Source organism: Streptomyces sp. NPDC090106, from assembly GCF_044747265.1.
Lineage (GTDB): Bacteria > Actinomycetota > Actinomycetes > Streptomycetales > Streptomycetaceae > Streptomyces.
This window is the reverse complement of record NZ_JBIVDS010000007.1, coordinates 41,851-65,688: the sequence shown is the minus strand read 5'-3', so window position 1 is coordinate 65,688 and position 23,838 is coordinate 41,851. Positions and strand designations below refer to the sequence as shown.

Here is a 23,838-nt window from a genome sequence, read left to right as displayed (position 1 = left end):
GCCATGGTGTCCGTATGCGCATCCCGGCGGCGGCCTTCGGCAGCACCCTCTTCTTCGCGCTCGCCCCGGGCACGGTCGCCGGGCTGATCCCCTGGTGGCTGACCGGCTGGCAGGCCGGGACCTGGCCGCTCGCCCCGCGCCTGACGGGCCTGCTCCCGCTGACCGCCGGGGCGGCGGTGCTCCTGGCGGCGTTCGCCCGCTTCGTCCGCGAGGGCCTGGGCACCCCGGCGCCGGTGGCCCCGACCGAGCGTCTGGTGGTGGGCGGCCTGTACCGGCATGTGCGCAACCCGATGTACGTCGCCGTGGTCGCGGCCATCGCGGGCCAGGGCCTGCTGCTCGCCCGGCCCGTCCTGTTCGCCTACGGCCTGCTCGCCTGGGCGCTGATGTGGGCGTTCGCCCGCTGGTACGAGGAGCCCGCGCTCACGTCACGGTTCGGCGAGGAGTACGACCGCTACCGGCGCGCGGTGCCCGGCTGGCTGCCGCGGCCCACCCCGTGGACGGGCGCCTGAACCCGCCCACCCCGGCACCGGTCAAGGCTTTCCGCCGAAAATCACCAGGTCGGGTGAACCACCCCTTGCGCGGGGCCGGTTCAGGGATGCGGCCCGTCCGGTCGGGGTAACTGAGGAGATCTATCGCGCGCCCCAGCCGAGGTGGAGCCCATGGCACCGGATTCCGCTGATCACGAGGGCACCGGTGGGCACGCGCCCCCGGCGGCTGACCCGCATGCCCGCACGTACCGCCTCGGCCCCTTCACGGTGGTCGAGGCGCTCGGTGAGATCGACCTGCTGACCGCGGGCCCGCTCGCCGAGCATCTGCTCGCCGCCGCCCGGGGCACCCGCCCGGACATCCTGGTCGACCTGCGGCCCGTCACCTTCCTGGACTGCTCCGGCCTGCGGGTGCTGTGCCGGGCGGAGGCCCTGGCCCGCGAGCGGGAGGGCCGGCTGCGGGTCGTCTCGGACGATCCGCGCATACGGCGCCTGCTGCGCGTCTCGGGGCTCCTCAAACGCTTCACGCCCGTGCCGGAACTGCCCGGGCAGGGGCGGTGAGCCCGTACCTCATGGCCGGGGCCGGAGGCGCGGCCGGGCGGCCCCACACCGCCCGGCCGGCCTCCCTCACGAGGTCGCGCGGGACTCCTGTGACAGCGCTCGCATCTCCCCATCCGCAGCACACTGTCGGCGTCCCGGAACCCGCGCGACCCCGGTCTAGAAGGTGAAGAGGCTCGCCCCGTGGGAGCTCTTCACGCACTCGTTGGCGAAGGTGTGTTCGTAGGAGAGGCGTCTGCCCTGCCAGACGCCGTCGACGGTGACGACCACGGGGTCGTACTCCTTGGTGCACAGCACGCCGTCGTCGGCCGCCAGCGCCCCGGGGTCCCCGCCGGCGCCGCGCAGTTCGGCACAGGCGAGGACGGCCGCCGGGTGGGTGCCGGACGCCGTGGGCGCGCAGGTGAGGGTGACGGCCCGGGCCGCCGCGGCGGTGGCGGCGCTGTCGCCGTGGCCCACGGTCAGGACCAGGGCCGAGGGGGCGTAGAGCGACTGCGGGGCAGCGAGCGCGGTCCCGGTGAGGGGACCGGCGAGGGCGGTGGCCGCGAGGGCGAGGGTCGCCGCCCGGCGCGCGGTGTTCCGCATGATGTGCATCCTTCCGCTGGACACGAGGGTGGTGCCGGCCCGGCACGATCGGCGCCTGACCGGCGAGCGGGAGTCTGCCGAGTCCGCGGCCGGAACACACATCGACCCCATGCGTTTCAGTAACCTTGCGTGTTGAATCAGTGGCGGGAAGTCACGGAAATCGAACACCTCGGCCCAGCAACCAGGCGGCCTCCGGTCACCACCACCGACCGAATGGCCGGTTCACACGGGTTCGGCAATAGGCCTGAAACATTCCGGTCGATCCGTCGGCCGGGCGCCGGACCCGAGGGGCGAGCGGGCGCACGGAGACGGGCTGAAGGATGATTCGTACATCGGCACCTGGAAAAATGGATGAACCGTCCGCTGGTGAAGGTCTTGTCACCGGCCGTATCGTCAGCGCACCCCGAACGGACGGATCGCTTTTCGCCACGCACCCACGCGGCGGACGGCCGGCCGCCCCTCCCCTCCGCGCCACCACGCGCTCCACCGCCCTCCCCTTGCTGGAGCCCCCTTGTCCCCGCAGCCCCCGAAGTCCTCGCGGACCTCGCAGCCTTCGCGGCCGGAACCCTCGTCCGCGCCGTCCCTCACCGAGGTCGAGACCCACGGCGTCGACCGCATCCCCGACGCGGAGCGCTCCGCCACGCCGCTGGACCTGTTCCGGCTCGCCTTCGGCGGTGCGAACACCTTCTCCACGTGCGTGCTGGGCGCCTTCCCGATCCTGTTCGGCCTCTCCTTCTGGCAGGGCCTCGCGGCGACGCTCCTCGGTGTCCTCGCCGGCGCGCTGACTGTGCCCGATGGCGGTGTTCGGCCCGGTCAACGGCACGAACAACGCCGTCTCCTCCTCCGCGCACCTCGGCGTGCACGGCCGGGTGGTGGGCTCCTTCCTCTCGCTGCTGACCGCGATCGCGTTCTTCTCCATCTCGGTGTGGAGCTCCGGCGACGCGCTCGTGGGCGGCGCGCACCGGCTGTTCGGGCTGCCGCGCAGCGACTTCTCGTTCTGCGTCGCCTACGCGCTGTTCGCGTGTCTGGTGCTCGCGGTGTGCGTGTACGGCTTCCGGTTCATGCTGTTCGTCAACAAGGTCGCGGTGACCTCGGCGAGCCTGCTCTTCGTGGTCGGCGCGATCGCCTTCGCCGGTGACTTCGACCCGTCGTACGCGGGTGTCTTCACGGACTCGGCGGACGCGGCGACGCAGTCCCTGTTCTGGCCGTCCTTCATCGGCGCGGCGCTGATCGTGCTGTCGAACCCGGTGTCCTTCGGCGCGTTCCTCGGCGACTGGTCCCGCTACATCCCGGCGAGCACCCCGCGCCGCCGGGTGGTCGGGGCGGCGTTCCTGTCGCAGATCGCGACGCTGCTGCCGTTCCTGTTCGGTCTGTCGACGGCGAGCATCATCGCGGCCAAGGCCCCCGAGTACGTGAACCCGGACGCCCCCGACTTCGTGGGCGGACTGCTGGCGATCTCGCCGGGCTGGTTCTTCCTGCCGGTGTGTCTGCTGGCCCTGATCGGCGGCATGTCGACCGGTACGACGGCGCTGTACGGCACCGGTCTGGACTTCTCCTCGGTGTTCCCGCGGCTGTCGCGGGTGCAGGCGACGGTGCTGGTCGGCGTCGCGTCGATCGCGTTCATCTTCATCGGCCGGTTCGGTCTGAACCTCGTCCAGTCGATCTCGACCTTCGCCACGATGATCATCACGTGCACCACGCCGTGGATGGTCGTGATGATGCTCGGCTTCTACACCCGGCGCGGCTGGTACGACCCGGACGCGCTCCAGGTCTTCAACCGGCGTCAGCGCGGCGGCCGGTACTGGTTCGCGCACGGCTGGAACTGGCGGGGCATGACCGCCTGGTGGGTGTCCGCGCTGCTGGGCGTGCTGTTCACCAACATCCCGGGCCAGTTCGTGGGACCGCTCGGCGATCTCGCGAGCGGGGTCGACATCAGCCTGCCGCTGTCCCTGGTCGTGGCCGCGGTGCTGTACCTGACGCTGCTGCGGGTCTTCCCCGAGCCGCGCGCCGTCTACGGGCCCGAGGGCGCCCGGCTGGCCCGGACCGTCGAGGTGCCGGTGCCGCCGATCACGGGGCCGGGTGCCGGTCCGGGCGAGCCGGAGCCGGTGGGGGCGGCGAACGGCGGCTGAGGCCCGGCACCGGGGCGGTCCCCCGGTGCCGACCTGCGCCTACTCGTCAGTATGGTCGGGGTGCAACGCGTTCTCAGCGACGAGAGGCGGGACCTCCGGATGGCGAAGCACTGGGCGGACTTCCAGTACGAGATCTATCTGAACGGCATGTCGGGCGCCGTGCCCCGGCTGCCCACCGATCTGACCCGGCTGGAGGAGCTCACCGAGCGGCGGCTCGGTCCGGGTCCGGTCGGGTACGTGGCGGGCAGCGCCGGGGACGGGAGCACCGCCCGCGCCAACCGGGCGGCGCTGGAGCGGCGCCGGATCGTGCCGCGCATGCTGCGGGACGTGCACGAGCGGGACCTGTCGGTCCAGGTGCTGGGCCGCCCGCTGCCCGCCCCGCTCGCGCTCGCCCCGGTCGGGGTCCTGTCGATCATGCATCCGGAGGCGGAGACGGCCGCCGCGCGGGGCGCCGCCGCTCAGGGGGTGCCGTTCGTGCTGTCGTCCGCGTCGAGCACGCCGATGGAGCAGGTCGCGGAGGCGATGGGGGACGCCGAGCGCTGGTTCCAGCTGTACTGGCCCAAGGACCCCGAGGTGGCCCGGAGTTTCCTGCGGCGCGCGAAGGCGGCCGGGTTCACCGCGCTCGTCGTCACCCTGGACACGCCGATGCTGGCCTGGCGGCCCCGCGATCTCGACCAGGCGTACCTGCCGTTCCTGCACGGCGTCGGGACCGCCAACTACTTCTCCGACCCGGCGTTCCAGGCGGGTCTGGCCAAGCCGGTCCTGGAGGATCCGAACGCCGCCGTCATGCATTTCGTCGGGATGTTCTCCGACCCCGCGAAGACCTGGCCGGACCTGGCGTTCCTGCGGGAGAACTGGGACGGCCCGATCGTCCTGAAGGGCGTCCTGCACCCGGACGACGCCCGGCTCGCCGCCGACGCCGGGGTGGACGGGGTGGTGGTGTCCAACCACGGTGGCCGCCAGGTCGCCGGTTCCGTCGCGGCGGCCGACGCGCTGCCCCGGGTCGTCGAGGCGGTCGGCGACCGGCTGACCGTGCTGTTCGACAGCGGGGTCCGCACCGGCGACGACATCTTCAAGGCGCTCGCGCTCGGCGCCGACGCGGTCCTCGTCGGACGGCCCTACGTCTACGGGCTCGGCCTCGACGGACAGGCCGGTGTCGAGCACGTCATCCGCTGCCTGCTCGCCGAACTCGACCTCACCCTCGCCCTGTCCGGCCACGCCACGCCCGCCGGCGTCGGCCCCGCCGACCTGGTCGAGGACCCGGCGTGAGCGTCGCCGGGTCCGCGCCGGAGCAGATGCTGCGGTGCGTCAGCCGCGGCTTCGGCGGCGGGCGGGGCGCTGGGGAAACGGCGGTATGCGCCTCGCCTCGACCGGGGCCGAGGCGCGGAACGCGTCCGGGCGGGCCGTCGCGCTGAGGCTCGCTCGGGCGCACGCTCGTACCGGCCGAGCGGCTCGTGCCGGTACCTCCCGCTCGGCGCCTCTCGGCCGGCGCTGCTCAAGCCGACGGCCTCCGCCGCGGGCACCGGGCGTCCTCGATGGTTTCCCCAGCGGGCGAGTCGCCCCGGGACGGGGCGCGTGCGCGGCCGTCCCGGGGCGGGCTCCGTCAGGGGGCGGTCAGTTGAGGCGGCCCCGGACGGTGGCGTCCACCGCTCGGATCGACGGCGCGTGGCTGTCGGGGACGGACAGCGCGCCGGCGGTCGGCGAGGGCGGGTCGGTGACCCAGCGCTGCTGGTCGGAGCCGTCGCGGACCTTGACGACGATGTCGGCGTCGGGTTCGGCGGCGGTCGCGGTGACGGCCAGCTGCTCGTCCCAGCGGGTGATCAGCTCGCCCCGCACGGTCAGGTCGTAGCGGACGTCCTCGGCCCGCCCGGTCCTGTCGTCGGCGCAGGTGCCGAGGATGACGACGCCGGCGTCCGCGTGCGAGTCGAGGCACAGGGTGGGGTCGGCGGCGCTGCGCAGCAGCCCGTCGGTCTCGTAGGTCCACTTCTGGCTGTCGTCGTCCGTGCAGGTCTCCAGCTCGGTCCCGGCGCCCGCCCGGACCGCGCCCCGGACGTCGAGGCAGAGGTCGGCGCCGACGTTGCGCAGCCTGGACTGCCGGGGCACGGTGGGGAGTTGGGCCGTGCCGGGCGGTGAGGTGGTCGCCCCTGCCTCGGTGCGCGCGGTGGGGGCACCGGAGGCGGCCGGGTCGGTGCCGTCGTCGTCGGCGAGGAGGTTGACGGCCAGGACGCCGGCGAGGAGTCCGGCGGAGGCCAGGCCCACTCCGGTGAGCAGGACGCGGGACTTCGGGCCGTCCGGGGGCCGGCGGGGCGCGGGCAGCCGGGAGAGCAGTCCGCGCCGGCCGCCGCCGTGCCGGGCGCCGCCCCGGTCGCGCGGGGTCTGCCGGTCGCGGCCCGGGCGGGAGTCGAGGTAGCGGCGGGCGCCCCAGCCGAGCACGGCCTCGGCGAGGAGCATGCCGAGGCCGCCCTCGAAATGGCTCAGTTGCTCGGCGGCGAAACGGCAGTAGCGGCACTCGTCCAGATGCTGCTGGACGTCGGGCAGGAGGGTGCCGCCCCGGCGGATCGGGACATCGAGGAGCCGGTTGTAGTAGCGGCAGTCCTTCGACGGCGCGAGTTCCCGGTGGGCGAGCACACAGCCTTCGCGGAATTTGTCACGCGCCTGTTCGAGGGCGGCCGAAGCGGTGTCGGTGTCCATACCGAGCAGACCGGCGGGGACGGCAATGGGTTCGGCCTCGACCTCGATGTGCCACAGCAGACAGCGGGCCAGTCCGGGCAGCGCGAGGAATGAGCGTTCGGCGAGTTTGCGGTTTTCGGGCGTCATGGACTTCGCCGTCCGCATACCGCGTCCGCCGGCGGGCCGGGCGAGATCCGGAAGGACGTCGGATATCCGGTCCTCGGCGGCCCACTCGCGGACCGTGTCCCGGGCGCGCACCAGCAGCCGGGGACGCAGCGCGGTGGCCGGCTCGCCGAGCGCGAGCCGGTCCAGGACCTGGTGGAACGCCGCCGCGGTGACCATGGAGGCCACTTCGGAGCGGGCGGCGAGGCAGATGCCGGTGTACTCCAGGACCGGCCGCCAGTGACGGGCCATCAGCAGCGCGGAGGCCTGGGCCGCCTCGCCGTCGGGGCGGCCTCTGAGTTGGGCGGCGAGGTCGTCGTCGGATTCCCCCGGGAACCCGCCGGGCGGCGGATAGGGCGGGCGAGGGGGGTGGGGGGTGGGCACTGAGCGGATTCCTTACCTCTGAGAGTCAGCTACGCGTGCGATTCGCGAAGCGCGAGGAGCAGGAATTCGCCTGCGGCTCGTCCGCCCTGGTTCCCCCCGGGGCGAATGAAGGCCCGGCCGATACCCCCCGCACGGGTGGTTCACCCTTGCACAACCGAGTCACGGCCAACAAGGCACTCGGGCAACATCCACACCTTTGAAAGAAAGTCAGAAACGCCGCGGTCGCGGGCCGTACGCCCTCGGCATTCGCTTTTCCACACGCCCCGTGTGAAACACACGCACGCGCCGGTGCGTCACGCACGCTCCCGGCGCGCACCACCGCGTAGTGCACTAGGGGTGGCCCCTCGGAAGGCCACGCGCGGGACGGCGGCTCTCCCGTGCGAAACGGCCGCCGACCCCGTTCCCCCCGCCCTCGGTCGGCGGCCCCGAGGGCGGGAGGCGGGGCCGGCCCGGCCGGCCCGCGTCATATCTGCCAGGACCGCAGGCGGTCGGCCGCGCCGTAGACGTCCGTCTTCGAGGAGATCAGGTCGCGGGCGAGGTCGACGAGAGCGCCGTAGGGCGGATCGATGCCGACGCCGCTGACGAACATGTAGGCCACCGCGGTCGCGCAGGCGAACCGGGCGTTGGCCGACGGCAGGGGCTTGAGCAGGGCGAGGGTGTGCAGCAGGGCGGCGGCCCTCCAGGCCGGGTCGGAGTCCACGCCGAGCCGGGGCGGGTCGACGCGGTGCCGGGCGACGGCGGCCACCAGGGCGGAGAAGTCGTTGACGGTGGGCTGGTCGGGCAGGACCTCTTCGTGCCGCTGGAGCAGCCAGGGCACGTCGATGTGGACGACGGGTGGCATCGGTCAGCCGACCCGCCCTTCGCTGGTGACGGCCGGTTCGTCGTCGGGGAAGGCGGCGGCGAACTCCTCGGCGTGTGTCGCGAAGAACCGCCGGAACGCCTCCGCGCCCTCCTGGAGCGCCCGGTGGCGGGCGATGTCGGCGGCGGCGGCCTCCCGCACGAGCGCCTTCATCGACGTACCGCGCTCCTTGGCGATCTGGCGCAGGTCCTCTAGCTCACGATCACTGAACTCCACGTTGAGAGCTGGCATGCCCTCACGGTACCGCTGCGGTACTTACCCGTAAATACTGCCTGCTCAAGACGGATCGGCCGGGGTACCGAACGCACCGTCCCGGCACCCCGCGAAGTGAGGGTCGCCGACCTCGCTCCGCGGGGGACGGGCCGGTCCTACGCCTGGTCCGCCACGAAGGAGGCCATGCGGGTCAGGGCCGAGTTCCAGTTGATGGTGTGCTCGTTCGTCGACCAGGACTGGATGTCGTCGATGTAGCAGAACTGCCCCACGCAGCCGGTCAGCTTGCTCTGTGCATAGGGGTCCTGAATGCTGGAGTTGGGGCCGCCCGCGAGCGTTCCCCGGGGCGGGTTCGGCTGGCTCGGGTCGAGCTGGTGGGCGTACCAACGGGCGTGCTGGTTGTGGGAGTCGACCTCGCCGTAGCCCGTCACGTAGGACATGTTCAGCGCGTTGCGGCCGAAGAGGTAGTCGACGCTCTGGAGGGCGCCGTCACGGTACTTGGCCGCGCCGGTGACGTCGTAGGCGGTGGCGATGACGATGCCGTTGTGCAGGATCTGGTGGTTGGAGCCCCAGTCGTAGAGGTTGCCGGCGGGTGCGTACGGCATTCCGTAGGCCTGGGACCCGAGGGTGGCGAGGTAGCGGTCGGCGCCCTGGACCACCGAGCGGCGGACCTGGTCACGGCCGGGCAGCCGGCTGGGCACGGTCGCCAGGTCGAGGCGGGCGGCGGCGGCGGTGCGGGCCCAGTCGTAGCCGAGGGCGCCCCAGATGTCGGCGGTGTGGACCGGCGAGGCCAGGACGTGGTCGGCGTACCGCTTCTCGCCCGTGGTCAGATACAGCTCGGCCGCCGCCCAGTAGAACTCGTCGCTCGCGTCCGTGTCGGGGTAGGCGCCGCCGCCGGTGCCGTCGTCGGGGTCGGCGTACAGCTCCGGGTGGGCGAGGGCGGCGGTCCAGGCGGTGCGCGCGGCGGCGAGGGCCTTCGCGGCGAACGCCTTGTCGTAGGGCTTGTAGAGGCGGGCCGCCTGGGCCGCCGTCGCCGCGAGATTGAGGGTCGCGGTGGTGGTCGCCGGGTGCAGTTCGCGCTTCTGCGGGTCGGCGCTCGGCAGCAGCGGCAGGCCCGTCCACTGCTCGTCGTGGATCTTGTGGTGGGCCATTCCGGCGAGCGGCTGCCCGGCGGGCACCTGCATCTTCAGCAGGAACTCCAGCTCCCAGCGGGCCTCGTCGAGGATGTCGGGCACCCTGTTCCCGCTCTCCGGGATGGCGAGCGAGCCGTCGCCGAGCTTCGCGGGCTGCCCGGTGCGGGCGTGCAGGGACCGCTCATAGGTGCTCAGCAGCTCCCAGGTGGAGATGCCCCCGTTGACGACGTACTTGCCGTGGTCGCCGGCGTCGTACCAGCCGCCGGTGACGTCGAGGGTGTAGTCGCAGACGCCGGGCTGGCAGGGCACGGCGGAGTCGCCCTGGTTGGGTGCCACGTCGACGTGGCCCGCGGCGCGGCCGTAGCCGGGGCGCAGGTCGTCGCGGATCGCGATGCCGCTGCGCTGGGTGTAGTAGTACTTCGCGGCGTCCAGGCGGAGTTGCTCGTAGGCGGCGGCGCCGATGTCGAAGGGGCGGCTGGTCTCGCCGTCGGCGACGAGCGTGTAGCCGGTGCCGGCCTTGCGGTACGACCCGAAGTCGATCGAGTGGACGTTCTGCGCGGAGGACGCGTCCGTGCCGCGCGGCACGCTGGAGCCGTGGGCGACGACGGTTCCGGCGGCGTTCCTCAGCTGCCAGGGCAGCGCGCCGGTGGCGTCCGTCACCAGCGTGGCGTTCTTCGGCCCCGAGGGCAGATAGGCGACCTGGTTGACGCGCACCCGGGGTCCGGTGTCGGGCTCGTACACCTCGGGCGGCACCCCGCCGAGCAGGGACACGTCGTCCATGCAGAACCGCCAGGCGTCGGCGCTGCCGCCGAGCTGGAGGCCGACCTGGCCCTGGGTGGTGTCCACGGGCGAGGTGAAGGTGTACGCGTAGCCGTCGCCGGCGGGGGTGAGCTGCGGGCTGATCTCGAACCAGGTGTCGTACGGGGCGACCTGGAGGCCCACGATCGCGCGCACGGCGTGTCCCTCGGGCGAACCGCTCGCCGTGAAGGCGAACTTGTACGACTCCCCCTTCACCAGGGTGAGGTCGTTCTGGCCGACGGCGGCGTCCCAGGCGTTGGTGGTGCCGCCCGGCACGTCCGCGCACAGCCGGCCCTCGGACAGGCCCGCGGTGACGTTGCCCGTCGACCACCAGGGGTCGGTGGTGGTGTCGAAGGTGCCGTTCCTCAGCTGTTCGACCTCGTCGGCCGAGGCCGTGGAGGCGGGCGAGGCCACAAGGGCCGCGGCCAGCAGGGCCATCAGGGACAACAAGGTGGGCTTACGTCTTTTCACGTCCGGGCTCCTCGGTGAGCTGCGGGCGGCGCTCGCGATGGGAGCGCTCCCAAGAGACGGTCGACGGCCATGCTTGTTCCAGGCATGACACCCCGTCAACGGTCAGGACGGGACTGGCCGGACGATCTCCGGCCGCCGCGCCGCCCGGACCGGCGGGACACCCGGGCGACCGGCGTACGGCCGGGACCCCCGGTCGGCCCGGTCACCACGGCGGTCCACCGTGCCGCTTCCCTGTGAAGTGCCCATGTCAGGCATTGTGTGGGGGGTTCCCGTCCGTGCCCGGCCGTTACGCACTAGGCTGGAACGCAAGTGGCGCGACTGTTCACTGTGAGTGTCCGCAATGGAGTGGCGACGATGACCCCGGACTACCCGTTCGACGATTCCGCGACGGCGCGGGCCGTCGTGGACGAACGGGGCTACGTCCTGGAGTGGAACGGCGGCGCCGAGCGGCTGCTGGGCCACCCGGCCGGCGACGTCGTCGGCAGCCCGGCGGGAAACCTGCTGGTCGCGGGGGGTGCGGACCCGGCCTTCCGGTCGAACAGGATCCGCTGGAGCGGCATGGTCACCCTCCGCCACCGCGACGGGCACACCCTGTCCCGGTGGCTCCTCGCCCACCATCTGCGCCCCGCGGGCGGCGGCCCCGACCAGTGGCTGCTGGTCACCCCGCTGGAGGGCGGCACCCCCACCGCCCCCGACGACCCGCTGTCCACGGCCGCCCTCACCCAGTCGCCCTGTGCGGTCGCGGTCTACGACGACCGGCTCCGGCTCCGCTGGGTCAACGACGCCATGGGCCAGGTCATCGGCCTGCCCGAGGAGCGCATCAAGGGCCTGCGGATCTCGGAGATCGGCGGCGGACCGCGCAGCGCGGAGCTGGAGGCGCATCTGCTGCGGGTGCTCACCTCGGGCCGCGCCGAGGACATCCAGACCTATCTGCGCACCGGCGGCGAGGAGCGCGCCCACGCCTGGCTGGCCCGGATGGCCCCGGTCACCGACCGCGAGGGACGGGTCAGGGGCGTGTGTCTCGCGGCCCACGACTTCACCGAGAACCACCTGGCCCGGGAGCGGCTGCACCTGGTCAACGAGGCGAGCGTCCGCATCGGCACCACCCTCGACGTCACCCGGACGGCCCAGGAGCTCGCGGACGTCTGCGTGCCCGCGCTCGCCGACTTCGTCAGCGTCGACCTGCTGGACCCGCACGAGGGCGGCGATCCCGCGCCCGCGCTCGGCGCGCCGGTGGGGCTGCGCCGCGCCGCGCACCAGTCGGTGAACTCGGGAAGCCCCGAAGCCGTCGTCAAACCGGGCCAGTTGGAGTCCTACCCGGCCTCCTCCCCGCAGGCCGACTCACTGGTCGCGGGCCGCACGATCGTCGCCACCGTGGCCTCCGGCGAGCTGGAGGCATGGCTGACGGGCGACGAGGCGCGCAACGCGCTCGTCCAGGAGGTCGGCATCCACTCCACGATGTCCGTGCCGATCCAGGCCCGCGGTCTCACCCTCGGGGTCGCGGTCCTCACCCGGTTCCGCCGGCCCGACCCGTTCACCCCGGACGACGTGCTGCTCGCCGAGGAGGTGACGGCGCGCGCCGCGGTCTGCATCGACAACGCCCGCAGGTACTCCCGGGAGCGGGAGACCGCGCTCGCCCTCCAGCGCAGCCTGCTGCCCCGCTCGCTGCCGCGCACCGCGGCCGTGGAGGCGGCCTCCCGTTACCTGCCCGCGGCGCGGGCCGGGGTGGGCGGCGACTGGTTCGACGTGATCCCCCTGTCGGGCATGCGGGTCGCGATGGTCGTCGGGGACGTCGTCGGACAGGGCATCCAGGCCTCCGCCACCATGGGCCGGCTGCGCACCGCCGTCCGCACGCTGGCCGACATCGACCTCGCCCCGGACGAGCTGCTCACCCACCTCGACGACCTCGTCGTACGGCTGTCCGCGGAGGCCGGGAGCGAGGGCAGCCCCGGTGAGGTGGGCGCGACGTGTCTGTACGCGGTGTACGACCCGGTGTCACGGCGGTGCACGCTGGCGCGGGCCGGGCATCCCTCGCCGCTGGTGATCCCGCCCGGCGGCCGGGCCAAGCCGGTCGTGCTGCCGTCGGGGCCGCCGCTGGGCGTGGGCGGGCTGCCGTTCGAGTCGGCGGAGCTGGAGCTGCGCGAGGGGTCGGTGCTGGCGTTCTTCACGGACGGGCTGCTGGAGTCCCGCGAGCGGGACGCGGACGCCGGGCACGAGCTGCTGCGCGAGGCGCTGGCCGCCCCGTCCGACTCGCTGGACGAGACGTGCGACCGGGTCCTGCACACCCTGCTCCCGGTGGGCGGCGCCTCCGACGACGTGGCACTGCTCCTGGCGCGCACCCGGGGTCTGCCGTCCTCGCAGGTGGCGACCTGGCACATCCCGGCCGATCCGGCGCTGGTCGCGCCGATCCGCAAGCAGGTCGTCGAGCAGCTGGAGAACTGGGCTCTGCTGGAGGCCTCGTTCACGGCGGAGCTGGTGGTCAGCGAACTCGTCACCAACGCCATCCGCTACGGCGCCCACCCCATCAGGCTGCGGCTGATCCATGACGAGGCGACGCTGATCTGCGAGGTGTCCGACACCAGTCACACCGCACCGCATCTGCGCCGGGCCAAGACGTGGGACGAGGGCGGGCGCGGTCTGCTGCTGGTCGCCCAGCTCACCCAGCGGTGGGGCAGCCGGCACACCGGCGACGGGAAGACGATCTGGGCGGAGATCGGCCTCATCGAGGACGAGGACTGACCCCTCCGGCCCGCCCCTCCCGGGCGTCCGGCACCGATGTGCACCGTGCCGTCGCCGGGGTACTCCAGCACAGTGGAGTACCGGCGGGCACCGGGTCCCGTACCGGGGAGAGGAGTGCGGAGCGTCATGGCGAACACGCATCGACGGCGGACGGCCCTGCTGGCGGGTCCGGTCACGGCCCTCGCGCTGCTGACCGCGTGCGGCGGCGCCGACGGCGCCGCGGCGACGACGTCCTCGACACCGCCCGGCAGCTCCGCTCCGGCGGCCTCCGAGAGCGTCCCGTCGGCGACGCCCTCCGTGCCGCCGAGCGCCGGGCCCACCACGACCGCGCCGTCGGCCCGGCCCGCGAGCAACGCCCGCTGCCACACCTCCGAGCTGGAGGCGGTCCTCGGCCGCAACGACCCCGGGGCCGGGCAGGAGAACTTCCCCGTGGTCCTCACCAACACCTCTTCACGGACGTGCACCCTGCACGGCTATCCGGGGGCCGCCTTCGTCGACGCGCAGGGCCGGCAGCTCGGCCCTGACCCCCTGCGCACCCCCGGCGCGGAGGTCGTCACGGTGACACTGGCTCCGGGGGACAACGCCTGGTCGGGCATCACCTTCGCCAATCCGGAGATCAGCGGGGCGCGCACCGCCGTTCCGGACGCGCTGCTGGTGACACCGCCGGACGAGCGGGACCCGCTGAAGGTGTCGTGGTCGGCCGGTGAGGTGCCCGTGTCCGGCGACGAGCCCTCGGTGCGCCTGACGCCGTTCGGCGCGGGGCCCGGCGGCTGACCCTGCGGACGGGGTCCTTACCCTGGCCTGTTTTCATGGGCGGGTACGCCCGCGTCCCGAAGGAACCGCCCTGAACACCCCGCTCGCCGAAGCCCTGTCCGCAGTCCTGCTCGTCGCCGTGCTCGCCTGGGCGGTCATCCGCCCCAAAGGCCTGCCGGAGGCGGTGCTCGCGGTCCCCGCAGCCGCCGTGCTCATCGTCGCGGGGGCGATCTCCCCTGAACACGCCTGGGCGGAGGTCGAGCGGCTCGGGCCGGTGGTCGGCTTCCTCGCGGCGGTGCTGGTCCTCGCCCACTTCTGCGATGTCGAGGGGCTCTTCCGGGCCTGCGGCGCCTGGATGGCGCGCCGCTCGGCGGGCAGTCCTGGACGGCTGCTGACCTCGGTGTTCGTACTGGCCTCAGCAATCACGGCGGTACTCAGCCTGGACGCCACGGTGGTGCTGCTGACGCCGGTCGTGCTGGCCACGGCGGCCCGCGCCGGGGTCCGTGCCAAACCGCACGTCTACGCCTGCGCGCATCTGTCGAACACGGCGTCGCTGCTGCTGCCGGTGTCCAATCTGACGAACCTGCTGGCGTTCGAGGCGAGCGGGCTGAGCTTCACCCGGTTCGCGGCGCTGATGGCCCTGCCCTGGCTGGTGGCGATCGGCGCCGAGTACCTGTTGTTCCGGCGCTTCTTCCGCAGCGACCTGACGGCGCCCGCGCACCCGGTCGAGGCCGGTGAGGCGCCCGAGCTGCCGCTGTTCGCGCTGGTCACCGTGGGCTGCACGCTGGCCGGGTTCGTGGTGGCCTCGGCGGTCGGCGTGGAACCGGCGTGGGTGGCGCTCGTGGGCGCGCTCGTGCTGGCCGGGCGGGCGCTCGTGCGGCGGCAGGCCGGGCCGCTCACGGTGGTACGGTCCGCCGCGCCGGGCTTCCTGGCGTTCGTGCTGGCGCTCGGCGTGGTCGTGCGGGCGGTCGTCGACAACGGGCTCGCGGACGCGCTGCGGCACGTCCTGCCCTCGGGGACCGGTCTGGCGGCCCTGCTCGGCATCGCCGTGCTGGCCGCCGTGCTGGCGAACCTGATCAACAACCTGCCGGCGGTGCTGGTGCTGCTGCCGCTGACCGCGGCGGCCGGGCCCGGGGCGGTGCTCGCGGTGCTGATCGGCGTGAACATCGGCCCGAACCTGACCTACGCGGGTTCGCTGGCGACCCTGCTGTGGCGGCGGATCGCGCAGCGGCACGGGCACCCCGTCGAGCTGACCGAGTTCACCCGTCTGGGGGCCCTCGCGGTCCCGGCGTCCCTGATCCCGGCGACGCTGGCGCTGTGGGCGTCGCTCCAGGTCGTCGGGTAGGGCCGCTCGGCGGATGGGCCGGGCCGCCGTCGCCGGGACCTGCGACCCGGGGCAGCTCCCGCCTCGACGCCGGAGGGCGTCAGCGCCGGCCCCCACCGCCGTGGTGGTCGCCCGATCCGTAGCCGCCGCCGTAGCCGCCGTCCCAGTCGCAGGAGTACGTGGCGGCGCAGGAGGTCTCCGTGGCCGTCGGGGTGGTGGCGGACGGCTGCGCGGTGGAGGCGCTCGCGGACGGCGTCGGGGTGGGGCTCGCCTTCTTCGGCGTGGGTGTCGGGCTGGGCGCGGGCGGCGCGGAGGTCTCCGTCGCGGCGCCCCAGTTGACCCACTCCATCTGGGGGTCGGTCTTGGAGGTGTCGAAGACCCAGCGCTGCACCTCGGCCTCGTCCTGGCGGCTCTTGGCGACGAGGGCGCCCGTGCCGTCGGTGGCGGCGGGGGTCAGCGCGAGGTCCTGGTCCCAGCGTGGCACCAGGTTGCCCTGGAGGGTGAAGTCGTAGCGGACGTTCTTGGCGTTCGCCCCCGCGGCCGTGCACGGGGCGAGCCGTACCGAGTAGGCGATGTGGGAGTCCAGGCACAGATCGGGCTCGGCGACGCTGCGCAGCAGGCCGTCGGTCCGGTACGTCCAGAGCTCGGTCGGTGCCGCGGCGCACTTGGCGACCTGGACCTCGGCGCCCTGGACGGCCTTGCCGCCGGCGACGGAGACACAGAGCCCGGAGTCGACGTTGTGCAGCCGGCCGCTCAGATCGCCCTGGGCCTCGTCGCCGGAACCGACCCAGGTCGGGTCGTTCGTGGACCGGTCGGTGCCGGGGGCGTCGGCGACCTGGGTGCTGCCGCCGGCCTGGGCGGTGCTGTCGCCGTTGCCGAGGGACCACAGGACCAGCGGGATGACGACCAGGCCGCTCACCGTGACGACGGCCGCGGTGAGGTTGCGGCGCCGGGCCGCCGCGCGCCGGGCGGCTCGCTTGGCGGTACGGCGGGTGCCGGAGCCGCGGGGCGCCGCGGGGCCGCCGTCGAAGAACGCCTCGCCGGGGACGACCGGCCGCTCGTGCAGCAGCGCGGCCTCCTGCGGCATCGACCGCATCTCGACGTAGGCCGCTCCGCCCCAGCCGAGCACCGCCTCGGCGAGGGCGACGCCGAGTCCGGCGCCGAACTGGTGGAGTTGGTCGGCGATGTCCCGGCAGTGCTCGCAGCGGTCGAGGTGGGCGCGGAGATCGGGGTCGACGTCGACGCCGCCTCGCCGGTAGGTGACGTCGAGCATCCGCAGGAAGCTGCGGCACTCCTGCTCGGGGGCGAGTTCGCGGTGGACCTGGAGGCATTCCTCCCGCAACCGCTCGCGGGCCCGGCCGAGTTCGAGGCGGGCCGCCTCCTCGTCCAGGCCGAGGAGGGAGGCGGGTATCTCCATCGGCTCGGCCTCGACCTCGTGGTGCCACAGCAGGCAGCGGGCCGACTGGGGAAGCCGCTGGAACGCGGCGGAGAGCAGGCGTCGTTCGGCGGAGGGCAGCAGGCGCGCGGCGGCCCGGCCGCCGTCCTCGGTCTCGGAGCGCAGATCGGGGTGGAGCTGCTCCCGATTGCGGTCGGTGTCCCATTCGGCGGCGATCCGCCGTACGGTGACGAGGAGTTGGGGTCGCCAGGCGGCCGTCGGGCCGTTGTGCCGCAGCGTTTCCCCGAAAAGCCGTGTGAATGACGCGGTGGTGAGCATTCCGGCGGAACGCGCCCCGTCGGTGCACAACCGGGCATAGGCGAAGGCGGCTTCCCAGTGCCGGTCGAGGAGTTCACCGACGGGCTGGAGCGCCGGCGCGGCGCCGGTCCACTTCTTCAGCTCGGCACTGAGTTGTGCGTCGGTCACATCGAAGAGGCGGGCCGGAGCGGGAGAATTCGGCAGGCCTGCGTCATTCACGACTGCATTCCTCTCGGGGCTTACACAGATTGGTCCATACCGAAGGATATGGAGCCCCGTTGACGACAGCTCTCGCGAAGCGCGTGGGACTCCCACAAGCCTCGCACAGGTCAACTCGGCACAACAAGTGATCTCGCCGTTTTGTGCATTGCGTGCGTGACACGTTATTTTGACGAAACGTCAATAGCGTTCCGGGGTGGATTAGCGCTCTGTCGACAAGTGCTCTTTCGCCCGGTAAGCGCCGGGGGTCGTACCGAATCGCTCACGGAAGACCCGGTGGAAATGGAAGGGGCTCGCGAACCCCGAAGCGGCGGCGACCCGTTCCACCGAGAGTCCGGTCGCCTCCAGCAGCCGGGCGGCGTGCCGCAGCCGTGCCTCGCGCAGCGCGCGCATGGGTGAGACACCCGCCTGGCCCGTGTAGAGGTGCGCCAGCCGGGACGGCGACAGGGCGACCTGGGCGGCGAGCGAGGCGACGGTGTGCGGGGCGCCGGGGTCGGCGGCGATCAGTTCCTGGACCCGGCCGACGCGCGGGTCGAGGTCGGGCGCGGACACCGGTCCGCGCGCTCCCGCGGACGTCAGCAGCACGACCTCCTCCAGGGCGCACAGGGCGAGTTCACGGGCGGCGCTGCCGTGCGCCACGGCGATCCGGTCGTCGGAGCCGTCCGCGCGGGCCGGCGCCCGGTCCGCGCCGGGTCCGCGCGCGTCGGCGCGCATCCGGCGGAACGCGGCGTCGACCCGCTCGCGCACCCCGCCGGACGCGGGCGGGACGACGTACAGGCCGGTCCCGCGGTCGTGGGGGCGCAGCCAGGGCAGCCAGGTGGGGCGGACCCGGCAGTGCACCCACCAGAACCGCCAGTGCGGGGCGCCGGGTGCCGTGCCGTAGCCGTGCGGGCTGCCCGGGGCGAGCGCCACCAACTGGCCTGCCGTGGAACGGGTTTCGTCCGGGCCGTGGCGCAGCAGTCCGGCGCCGCCGGTGGTCCAGGTGAACAGCCAGCTGTCGGGACCGCGCGGGCGGGTGACACCGTACCCCGGCGGCTCGTCGTAGCGGCCGAGGACGACGAGGCCGGGCGGGGGCGCCGGTACATCCGGTGCAGCAGTCCTGGGCAGTCGCGCAGCGGTCATGAGCATCCTCCCGAGACGGTCCGCGACCTAGCGTGACATGGACGGACAGCGTGCAGGGGACGACAGAGGAGTGGACGCGTGACAGTCATGGACAGGGATGCCGCCGCACTGCGGGCACGGTTCGACGAGGACGGGTTCGTCGTGGTGCGGGGACTGTTCGGGCACGACGAGATCGACCGGCTGTGTGCCGCCTTCGCGGCGCTGCACGCGGCGGGTCCCGTCCCGGGGCACTTCGAGCCGCGGCCGGGCGGCGATCCGCTCGGGGTGTGGCCGCGGGTGATGCAGCCGCACGAGATCGCTCCGCCGGCCCGCGAGACGCTGCTGGACGCGCGGTTGCGGGAGGTGCTCGAAGTGCTGTTCGGCGAGGAGGTGCTCGCCGCGCAGAGCATGTTCTACTTCAAGCCGCCGGGGGCGCGCGGGCAGGCGCTGCACCAGGACAACTTCTATCTGCGGGTCGAGCCGGGCACATGTGTCGCGGCGTGGGTGGCCTGCGATGTGATCGACCGGGAGAACGGCGGCCTGGAGGTCGTGCCGGGCACCCACCGGATGGACGTGTTCTGTCCCGAGGAGGCGGACGCGGGGGTGTCGTTCGCGCGGGAGTACGTTCCGCCGCCGCCGGGGCTCGCGGCCGTGCCGGTCGACATGGCGCCGGGCGACGTGCTGTTCTTCAACGGCAGCCTGGTGCACGGATCGCAGCCCAACCGCACCGCCGACCGGTTCCGCCGCTCCTTCATCGGGCACTACGTCGGCCGTTCCGCCGAGCGGATCGGGGCGTACTACCGGACGGTGTCGATGCGGGGCGACCGGGTGGCGCTCGCCGAGAGCGAGGGCGCGGGTCCCTGCGGCACGGAGTTCGCGCCGCAGGGACCCCACTGAGCGCCGGTCGCCCGAGGGATCAGTGGCCGCTGATCGGGCGGGCCGTATAAGGCGCCTGGAGTTCCTCGATCTCCTTCTCGCCGAGCTCCAGGCCGACCGCGGCGACCGCGTCCTCGATGTGCCCGGGCCGGGCCGCGCCGACGATGGGGGCCGCGACGGTGTCCTGGTGCAGCAGCCAGGCCAGGGCGACCCGGGCGCGCGGGACGCCCCGGTCGGCGGCGATCCGGGTGACCGCCTCGACGATCGTGCGGTCGCTCTCCAGATAGAGACGACCCCCGAAGTTGTCGTTGCTGCTGCGCTCGGTGACGGTGCCCCAGTCACGGGTCAGCCGGCCCCGGGCGAGCGGGCTCCAGGGCAGCGCGTCGACGCCCTGGTCCGCCAGGAGCGGCAGCATCTCGCGTTCCTCCTCGCGGTAGAGGAGGTTGTAGTGGTTCTGCATGGAGACGAACTTGGTCCAGCCGTGCCGCTCAGCCGTGTACTGCATCTTGGAGAACTGCCAGGCGTACATCGAACTGGCCCCGAGATAGCGGACCTTGCCCGCCTTGACGAGGTCGTGCAGGGCCTCCATCGTCTCCTCGACCGGGGTGTTCGGGTCGTAGCGGTGGATCTGGTAAAGGTCCACATAGTCCGTGCCGAGGCGGGCGAGGCTGTGGTCGATCTCGGTCATGATCGCCTTGCGGGACAGTCCCTGGCCGTTGGGTCCTGGCCGCATCCGGCCGTTCACCTTCGTCGCGAGGACGATCTCGTCACGGTCGGCGAAGTCGCGCAGCGCCCGGCCGACGATCTCCTCGCTGGTGCCGTCCGAGTAGACGTTCGCCGTGTCGAAGAAGTTGATGCCCGCGTCCAGCGCCTGCCGGATCAACGGGCGCGAGGCGTCCTCGTCCAGCGTCCACTCGTGCACGCCCCGGTCGGGCAGTCCGTAGGTCATGCATCCCAGACAGATCCGTGACACGTCCAGGCCCGTCGAACCGAGCTTCACGTACTGCATCGTCGCTGCTCCCGCCTTCCGGGTGGTTACCCGCCGAGCGTACGGCCTCACCTGCACGTCCGGTCCGGTGGACCACGACAGTCGCACGAACACGTCCGGGCACCGCGCGGCCTCAGCCGAGCAGGTCCAGGGCCCGTTCCCAGCCGAACTCCTCTCCCGGTTGCCCCGAGTACGGCGGTCCGAACCGGACTCCCATGCCGCGCAGGCGTATCAGGGCGTCCTGGTGGGCGGGGTGGGCGGCCAGGGAGTCGGCGACGCACGGCAGGGCGGCGACGGGGACGCCGAGGCCGTAGGTCTCGCACAGGGTGGCCACCGCGAGGGTGTCGGCCATCCCGGCGGCCCACTTGTTGAGGGTGTTGAAGGTGGCGGGCGCGACGACGACGGCGTCCGGCGGCGGGAAGGGCCGCGGGTCGCCCGGGGTGCGCCAGGTGGAACGGATCGGGCGGCCGGTCTGCGTCTCGACGGCGGCGGCGTCGAAGAAGCCGTTCATCGCGACGGGGGTGGCGATGACCCCGACCTCCCAATCCCGTTCCTGGGCGGCGGTGATGAGCTTGCTGACGTCGGCGGCGATCCCCGCGGCGCAGACGACGACATAGAGGAAGGGCTTCCCGTCCGGTTCGGTCATCCGGGAACCCTACGGCGCGGGGGCCGTCCTACGACACGGTGATCGCGCTCACCGGGCAGGCGCGGGCGGCCTCGCGGACCATCGGGTCGGTGACGCCGTCGGTGGGGTCCGGCAGCAGCGTGCTGTAGCCGTCGTCGTCCTGGGTGAACACCTTGGGCGCGGCGAGGGCGCACTGGCCGGCGCCGATGCAGACGTCTTTGTCGATCTCGATCTCGATGTGCATGGCGTCGAGCCTCTTACCAGGTCACGGGGAGTTCCAGCATCCCCTGGATCGTGTCGCCGGGTTTGAAGGGGATCTCGTCCGCCGGGACGGCGAGGCGCAGGGCGGGGAAGCGTGCGAACAGGGTGCGCAGGGCGATCTCCATCTCCGCGCGGGCGAGGTTCTGGCCGAGGCACTGGTGGATGCCGAAGCCGAAGCCGACGTGGTGGCGGGCGGGCCGGTGCCAGTCCAGGGTGTCGGGTGCGGGGTAGACGTCCGCGTCGCGGTTGATGACCGAGGTGGAGAAGACCACCCCGTCGCCCGCGCGGATGGTGCCACCGTCGGTCTCGATGTCCTCGGTGGCCTGCCGCAGCAGTCCGTCCGCGATGGACAGCATGCGCATGAGTTCCTCCACGGCGCCGGGCAGCAGGTCCGGCCGCGCCCTCAACTCCGCCAGCTGGTCCGGGTGCTGGAGGAGGGTGAAGACACCCAGGGAGATCATGTTGGCGGTGGTCTCGTGTCCGGCGACGAGGAGGATCGTCGCGAAGGAGACGATGTCCCGGCGGTCCAGCTCCCCCGTGCGCAGCCGTTCGTGGACGAGTTCGTCCAGGACGCCCGCGCCGGGTTCCGGGTCCTTGAGCTTGCTGTCGATCAAGTCCTGGAAGTAGGCGTCCAGTTGATCCCGGGCGTCCTCCGCGTCGGCGGCCGTGGGCCCGCGCAGCAGCTTTCGGGACCGGCTCTCGAAGAAGTCGTGGTCGCCGTAGGGCACCCCGAGCAGGGCGCAGATGACCATGGACGGCACGGGCAGCGCGAACGCGTTCACCAGCTCGGCGGGCGGGCCCAGTTCGGTCATCCGGTCGAGCCGCTCGTCCACGATCCGCTGGATCGCCGGACGCAGTTCGGCGGCCCGCCGGAGGGTGAAGCTGGGCACCATCATGCGCCGCTGGGTGTGGTGCTCGGGGTCGTCGTAGGAGAGCAGGGCGATCTTCCGCTTGCGCACGGCCGAGAAGCGTTCGGTGGGCGCGGGGAAGTCGGTCCGGGTGCGGTCGGAGGACAGGCGCTGGTCCGCCAGCAGCTCGCGGGCCAGGGTGTGGCCGGTGACCAGCCAGGCCGGACGCCCGTCGAAGAGGGTGATCCGGGTCAGCGGGCGGGCCTCGCGCAGCGGGGCGTAGGCGGTCGGGGGGTGGTAGGGGCAGGTCCGGTCCTGGGGGAACGCGACAGGTTCCGTTTCCGTCATGGAAGACCTCGCAGACGAAGGGTGCGTCGAGCAGCTCCCATTAGATGCCCCGGGCATCCATCCGGCACCGACAAGTTCGGCCAGTTCGGTGAGCGGGGCGATCTGGCCGGGGATGGCCGCCAGGGCGCGAAAACCGGTTGTGGCCGCTCCCCGGCGGACCGCACAATCCCGCCATGTCCAAGACCGCAGCCCTCCTGCCGCCGACCACCGCTGCCGCTCCGGCGCGGTGCCGACAGCAGGCCCGCCGTCCCGGAAGGCCGACGCCTGTCGCGTCGTGACCGGCGCGCTCGTCGCGGGACTGCTCGCGGGCTACGGCATCGCCGTGCCCGTCGGCGCCGTCGCGACCTATCTGATCTCCCTCACCGCCCGCACCTCCCTGCGCACCGGTGTCTGCGCCGCCCTCGGCGTGGCCGCGGCCGACGGGCTGTACGCCCTGGTGGCCACGCTCGGCGGTGCGGCGCTCGCCGCCGCGCTGCGCCCGTTCCTCGGGCCGCTGCGCTGGGCCTCCGCGCTGGTGCTGCTCGCCCTGGCGGCCCGGGGTGCGGTGACCGCCGTACGCCGGTACCGCGCCCGTCGCCTGGACGTCCGCGCCGATCCGCCGCCGCCGAGTCCCGCGCGCGCCTGCCTGGCCCTGTTCGGGATCACGCTGCTCAACCCCACCACGGTGGTGTACTTCGCGGCCCTCGTGCTGGGGGGCCGCACCGGTGGCCCGCCGACGGAGCAGGGCGTGTTCGTCCTCGCCGCGTTCGCGGCGTCCGCGAGCTGGCAGGTGCTGCTGGCCGGGGGCGGGGCGATGCTCGGGCGGGTGCTGACGGGCCGGCGGGGGCGGCTGGCGACGGCGCTGGTGTCGAGCGGGGTGATCGTGGTGCTGGCGGCACGGATGGCCGTATGAGGCGGGGGCCGGACGCGGGACGGATGTGGCGCGATGTGTCCGTCCCCAGGACCGTCGGACCCGCGGGATCACGCCGCCTGGATGATTGACGGGGCTCCCGATGTTGGAAGTGACGGTGAGACAGCCGCCGGCAAGGCGGCCCGTACACGACGATGGGACGGATGACATGCCTCTGGAGGGCGAGTACGAACCCAGTCCGACCGGATGGGTCCGTGAGCAGGTGGAGCTGTACGAACGGTCGGGCGGCACCGAGGGGACGACCCTGCGGGACACGGGCCTGCCCGTCATCGTGCTGACCACGCGGGGCGCCCGCAGCGGCAAGATCCGCAAGACGCCCCTGATGCGGGTCGAGCACGAGGGCCGGTACGCGGCGGTCGCCTCCCAGGGCGGCGCGCCGAAGCACCCCGTGTGGTTCCACAACGTCCAGGCGGAGCCGCTCGTCGAGCTCCAGGACGGGGCCGCCAAGCAGGACATGGTCGCCCGCGAGGTGACCGGTGCGGAGAAGGCCGAGTGGTGGGAGCGGGCCGTGGCGGCCTTCCCGCCCTACGCCGAGTACCAGAAGAAGACCGACCGCTCGATCCCGGTGTTCGTCCTGGAACCGGCCCCGCGGGACTGACCGGACCGCACACGCCCTGGGCCCGCCCGCACGACGGGCGGGCCCAGGGCGTTCGAGGAGCGGGCCCAGGGCGTTCGAGGGGTTCGAGGCCTTCGCGGAAAAATCTGTCGGCGG

The 23,838-nt window shown here is 73.1% G+C and carries 20 protein-coding genes and 1 pseudogene; 10 read left to right on the top strand and 11 right to left on the bottom strand.

The genetic code is table 11. The features are described 5' to 3' along the window. The first annotated feature begins 14 nt into the window (after positions 1 to 14). Both ACIPSE_RS23075 and ACIPSE_RS23070 read left to right on the top strand, forming a co-directional pair. On the top strand, positions 15 to 509 hold the full coding sequence (locus ACIPSE_RS23075) for a methyltransferase family protein (protein ID WP_401665153.1): 495 nt from the start codon (positions 15 to 17) through the stop codon (positions 507 to 509). Positions 510 to 659: 150 nt separating this feature from the next. Further along, positions 660 to 1,046: an STAS domain-containing protein gene (locus tag ACIPSE_RS23070; protein WP_401665152.1), complete on the top strand. Its 387-nt coding sequence runs from the start codon at positions 660 to 662 to the stop codon at positions 1,044 to 1,046. 156 nt (positions 1,047 to 1,202) lie between these two features. On the opposite strand, the gene ACIPSE_RS23065 is transcribed toward ACIPSE_RS23070, so the two are convergent. Beyond that, complete coding sequence (locus tag ACIPSE_RS23065) at positions 1,203 to 1,625, bottom strand: subtilase-type protease inhibitor (protein WP_401665150.1); 423 nt, start codon at positions 1,623 to 1,625, stop codon at positions 1,203 to 1,205. A gap of 616 nt (positions 1,626 to 2,241) precedes the next feature. Between ACIPSE_RS23065 and ACIPSE_RS23060 the strand changes: the two are divergent. Next, positions 2,242 to 3,754 (top strand): annotated as a pseudogene (locus ACIPSE_RS23060) (purine-cytosine permease family protein). Positions 3,755 to 3,853: 99 nt separating this feature from the next. After that, complete coding sequence (locus tag ACIPSE_RS23055; protein WP_401665148.1) at positions 3,854 to 5,023, top strand: lactate 2-monooxygenase; 1,170 nt, start codon at positions 3,854 to 3,856, stop codon at positions 5,021 to 5,023. A gap of 345 nt (positions 5,024 to 5,368) precedes the next feature. On the opposite strand, the gene ACIPSE_RS23050 is transcribed toward ACIPSE_RS23055, so the two are convergent. From ACIPSE_RS23050 to ACIPSE_RS23035, 4 genes are all read right to left on the bottom strand, one after another. Then, positions 5,369 to 6,970, bottom strand: coding sequence for an RICIN domain-containing protein (locus ACIPSE_RS23050; RefSeq protein WP_401665147.1), 1,602 nt, complete (start codon positions 6,968 to 6,970; stop codon positions 5,369 to 5,371). 463 nt (positions 6,971 to 7,433) lie between these two features. After that, positions 7,434 to 7,811 (bottom strand): toxin Doc, encoded by a 378-nt coding sequence (locus ACIPSE_RS23045; protein ID WP_401665145.1) that lies wholly within the window; start codon positions 7,809 to 7,811, stop codon positions 7,434 to 7,436. A 3-nt stretch (positions 7,812 to 7,814) separates the two neighbouring features. After that, positions 7,815 to 8,060, bottom strand: a complete 246-nt coding sequence (locus tag ACIPSE_RS23040; protein ID WP_401665143.1) for a hypothetical protein — start codon at positions 8,058 to 8,060, stop codon at positions 7,815 to 7,817. A gap of 137 nt (positions 8,061 to 8,197) precedes the next feature. After that, positions 8,198 to 10,441 (bottom strand): glycoside hydrolase family 9 protein, encoded by a 2,244-nt coding sequence (locus tag ACIPSE_RS23035; protein ID WP_401665142.1) that lies wholly within the window; start codon positions 10,439 to 10,441, stop codon positions 8,198 to 8,200. Between the two features lie 354 nt (positions 10,442 to 10,795). On the opposite strand from ACIPSE_RS23035, the gene ACIPSE_RS23030 reads away from it, so the two are divergent. From ACIPSE_RS23030 to ACIPSE_RS23020, 3 genes are all read left to right on the top strand, one after another. Next, entirely contained in the window at positions 10,796 to 13,180 is a 2,385-nt protein-coding gene (locus ACIPSE_RS23030; RefSeq protein ID WP_401665141.1) for a SpoIIE family protein phosphatase, read from the top strand. A 126-nt stretch (positions 13,181 to 13,306) separates the two neighbouring features. Next, positions 13,307 to 13,954: a DUF4232 domain-containing protein gene (locus ACIPSE_RS23025; RefSeq protein ID WP_401665139.1), complete on the top strand. Its 648-nt coding sequence runs from the start codon at positions 13,307 to 13,309 to the stop codon at positions 13,952 to 13,954. Between the two features lie 70 nt (positions 13,955 to 14,024). Then, the gene (locus tag ACIPSE_RS23020) at positions 14,025 to 15,278 is read left to right on the top strand and encodes an arsenic transporter (protein WP_401666046.1); all 1,254 of its coding nucleotides are present in this window, start codon (positions 14,025 to 14,027) and stop codon (positions 15,276 to 15,278) included. A gap of 79 nt (positions 15,279 to 15,357) precedes the next feature. Here the strand turns inward: ACIPSE_RS23020 and ACIPSE_RS23015 are convergent, their stop codons facing one another. Both ACIPSE_RS23015 and ACIPSE_RS23010 read right to left on the bottom strand, forming a co-directional pair. After that, entirely contained in the window at positions 15,358 to 17,169 is a 1,812-nt protein-coding gene (locus ACIPSE_RS23015; RefSeq protein ID WP_401665137.1) for a ricin-type beta-trefoil lectin domain protein, read from the bottom strand. A 201-nt stretch (positions 17,170 to 17,370) separates the two neighbouring features. After that, complete coding sequence (locus ACIPSE_RS23010; RefSeq protein ID WP_401665136.1) at positions 17,371 to 18,291, bottom strand: helix-turn-helix domain-containing protein; 921 nt, start codon at positions 18,289 to 18,291, stop codon at positions 17,371 to 17,373. A gap of 87 nt (positions 18,292 to 18,378) precedes the next feature. On the opposite strand from ACIPSE_RS23010, the gene ACIPSE_RS23005 reads away from it, so the two are divergent. After that, positions 18,379 to 19,167, top strand: coding sequence for a phytanoyl-CoA dioxygenase family protein (locus tag ACIPSE_RS23005; protein ID WP_401666044.1), 789 nt, complete (start codon positions 18,379 to 18,381; stop codon positions 19,165 to 19,167). A 19-nt stretch (positions 19,168 to 19,186) separates the two neighbouring features. Here ACIPSE_RS23005 and ACIPSE_RS23000 read toward each other — a convergent pair whose 3' ends face one another. The 4 genes from ACIPSE_RS23000 to ACIPSE_RS22985 all read right to left on the bottom strand — a co-directional run bounded on the left by ACIPSE_RS23000 (position 19,187) and on the right by ACIPSE_RS22985 (position 22,216). Then, positions 19,187 to 20,155 (bottom strand): aldo/keto reductase, encoded by a 969-nt coding sequence (locus ACIPSE_RS23000; protein WP_401665134.1) that lies wholly within the window; start codon positions 20,153 to 20,155, stop codon positions 19,187 to 19,189. 112 nt (positions 20,156 to 20,267) lie between these two features. Continuing rightward, positions 20,268 to 20,780, bottom strand: coding sequence for a flavoprotein (locus ACIPSE_RS22995; protein WP_401665132.1), 513 nt, complete (start codon positions 20,778 to 20,780; stop codon positions 20,268 to 20,270). Between the two features lie 28 nt (positions 20,781 to 20,808). Then, the gene (locus ACIPSE_RS22990; protein WP_401666042.1) at positions 20,809 to 20,997 is read right to left on the bottom strand and encodes a ferredoxin; all 189 of its coding nucleotides are present in this window, start codon (positions 20,995 to 20,997) and stop codon (positions 20,809 to 20,811) included. 19 nt (positions 20,998 to 21,016) lie between these two features. After that, complete coding sequence (locus ACIPSE_RS22985; RefSeq protein WP_401665130.1) at positions 21,017 to 22,216, bottom strand: cytochrome P450; 1,200 nt, start codon at positions 22,214 to 22,216, stop codon at positions 21,017 to 21,019. A 274-nt stretch (positions 22,217 to 22,490) separates the two neighbouring features. On the opposite strand from ACIPSE_RS22985, the gene ACIPSE_RS22980 reads away from it, so the two are divergent. After that, positions 22,491 to 23,108 (top strand): LysE family transporter, encoded by a 618-nt coding sequence (locus ACIPSE_RS22980; protein ID WP_401665129.1) that lies wholly within the window; start codon positions 22,491 to 22,493, stop codon positions 23,106 to 23,108. Positions 23,109 to 23,274: 166 nt separating this feature from the next. After that, a complete protein-coding gene (locus tag ACIPSE_RS22975) occupies positions 23,275 to 23,724 on the top strand; it encodes a nitroreductase family deazaflavin-dependent oxidoreductase (RefSeq protein WP_401665127.1) in 450 nt (149 codons plus the stop codon). Positions 23,725 to 23,838 lie beyond the last annotated feature (114 nt).

Coding starts and splice junctions, on each gene's coding strand:
- ACIPSE_RS23075 (WP_401665153.1), top strand. CDS start 15: ATGCGCATCCCGGCGGCGGCCTTCGGCAGCACCCTCTTCTTCGCGCTC.
- ACIPSE_RS23070 (WP_401665152.1), top strand. CDS start 660: ATGGCACCGGATTCCGCTGATCACGAGGGCACCGGTGGGCACGCGCCC.
- ACIPSE_RS23065 (WP_401665150.1), bottom strand. CDS start 1,625: ATGCGGAACACCGCGCGCCGGGCGGCGACCCTCGCCCTCGCGGCCACC.
- ACIPSE_RS23055 (WP_401665148.1), top strand. CDS start 3,854: ATGGCGAAGCACTGGGCGGACTTCCAGTACGAGATCTATCTGAACGGC.
- ACIPSE_RS23045 (WP_401665145.1), bottom strand. CDS start 7,811: ATGCCACCCGTCGTCCACATCGACGTGCCCTGGCTGCTCCAGCGGCAC.
- ACIPSE_RS23040 (WP_401665143.1), bottom strand. CDS start 8,060: ATGCCAGCTCTCAACGTGGAGTTCAGTGATCGTGAGCTAGAGGACCTG.
- ACIPSE_RS23030 (WP_401665141.1), top strand. CDS start 10,796: ATGACCCCGGACTACCCGTTCGACGATTCCGCGACGGCGCGGGCCGTC.
- ACIPSE_RS23025 (WP_401665139.1), top strand. CDS start 13,307: ATGGCGAACACGCATCGACGGCGGACGGCCCTGCTGGCGGGTCCGGTC.
- ACIPSE_RS23010 (WP_401665136.1), bottom strand. CDS start 18,291: ATGACCGCTGCGCGACTGCCCAGGACTGCTGCACCGGATGTACCGGCG.
- ACIPSE_RS23005 (WP_401666044.1), top strand. CDS start 18,379: ATGGACAGGGATGCCGCCGCACTGCGGGCACGGTTCGACGAGGACGGG.
- ACIPSE_RS23000 (WP_401665134.1), bottom strand. CDS start 20,155: ATGCAGTACGTGAAGCTCGGTTCGACGGGCCTGGACGTGTCACGGATC.
- ACIPSE_RS22995 (WP_401665132.1), bottom strand. CDS start 20,780: ATGACCGAACCGGACGGGAAGCCCTTCCTCTATGTCGTCGTCTGCGCC.
- ACIPSE_RS22985 (WP_401665130.1), bottom strand. CDS start 22,216: ATGACGGAAACGGAACCTGTCGCGTTCCCCCAGGACCGGACCTGCCCC.
- ACIPSE_RS22975 (WP_401665127.1), top strand. CDS start 23,275: ATGCCTCTGGAGGGCGAGTACGAACCCAGTCCGACCGGATGGGTCCGT.